This is a genomic window from Stenotrophomonas sp. P5_A8 (assembly GCF_056400545.1).
The window spans coordinates 30,001-31,119 of record NZ_JBFULB010000056.1 but is presented as its reverse complement, the minus strand read 5'-3'; the positions used below and the strand labels follow the sequence as shown (position 1 = coordinate 31,119).

Annotated in this window: 3 rRNA genes (1 of these 3 only partly in view); all 3 read right to left on the bottom strand. The window is 55.3% G+C overall.

From position 1 onward, the window contains the following. Positions 1-45: 45 nt before the first annotated feature. Positions 46-160: ribosomal RNA gene (gene rrf, locus AC1DQP_RS06335) — 5S ribosomal RNA — on the bottom strand. Between the two features lie 131 nt (positions 161-291). After that, positions 292-406, bottom strand: a 5S ribosomal RNA gene (rrf, locus tag AC1DQP_RS06330). Positions 407-575: 169 nt separating this feature from the next. Beyond that, positions 576-1,119: ribosomal RNA gene (locus tag AC1DQP_RS06325) — 23S ribosomal RNA — on the bottom strand (it continues 2,337 nt past the right edge of the window).

The window sequence follows — 1,119 nt, the reverse complement described above, 5'->3', positions numbered from 1 at the left end:
AAAGAAAAACCCCGCTGCATGAGCAGCGGGGTTTTTGGGTATAAACCCTGGCGATGACCTACTCTCGCATGGCTTGAGCCACACTACCATCGGCGCAGCTGCGTTTCACTTCCGAGTTCGGGATGGGATCGGGTGGTTCCACAGCGCTAATTTCACCAGGGAGACGGTTGGAGCAGCGCATTGCGCCGGCTCGGCATGGGTCTCTTCCGAGAAACAAGCACCTTCGAAAACCGGGTGCCTGCAAAAAAAGAAAAACCCCGCTGCATGAGCAGCGGGGTTTTTGGGTATAAACCCTGGCGATGACCTACTCTCGCATGGCTTGAGCCACACTACCATCGGCGCAGCTGCGTTTCACTTCCGAGTTCGGGATGGGATCGGGTGGTTCCACAGCGCTAATTTCACCAGGGAGGCTTTTGGAGTGTCGCCGCAGGTCGTGTCTTTGCAGGGAGCGGGCACGGRTGTGCCGGCTTTACAAAGAGACGCGCCTGAGCGCCTGCCTCTCGTTTGGTCTTGTGACGTAGCGTGCACTTGGGATCTATCGACATGTCATGTCGGCCAAGGCAACTTGAGGTTATATGGTCAAGCCACACGGATCATTAGTATCAGTTAGCTCAATACATTGCTGTACTTACACACCTGACCTATCAACCACATAGTCTATATGGTTCCTTCAGGGGGCTTGTGCCCCGGGAGATCTCATCTTGAGGCGCGCTTCCCGCTTAGATGCTTTCAGCGGTTATCGCTTCCGAACATAGCTACCCGGCAATGCCACTGGCGTGACAACCGGAACACCAGAGGTTCGTCCACTCCGGTCCTCTCGTACTAGGAGCAGCCCCTCTCAAATCTCCAACGCCCATGGCAGATAGGGACCGAACTGTCTCACGACGTTCTGAACCCAGCTCGCGTACCACTTTAAATGGCGAACAGCCATACCCTTGGGACCGACTACAGCCCCAGGATGTGATGAGCCGACATCGAGGTGCCAAACACCGCCGTCGATATGAACTCTTGGGCGGTATCAGCCTGTTATCCCCGGAGTACCTTTTATCCGTTGAGCGATGGCCCTTCCATACAGAACCACCGGATCACTAAGTCCTAGTTTCCTACCTGCTTGATCCG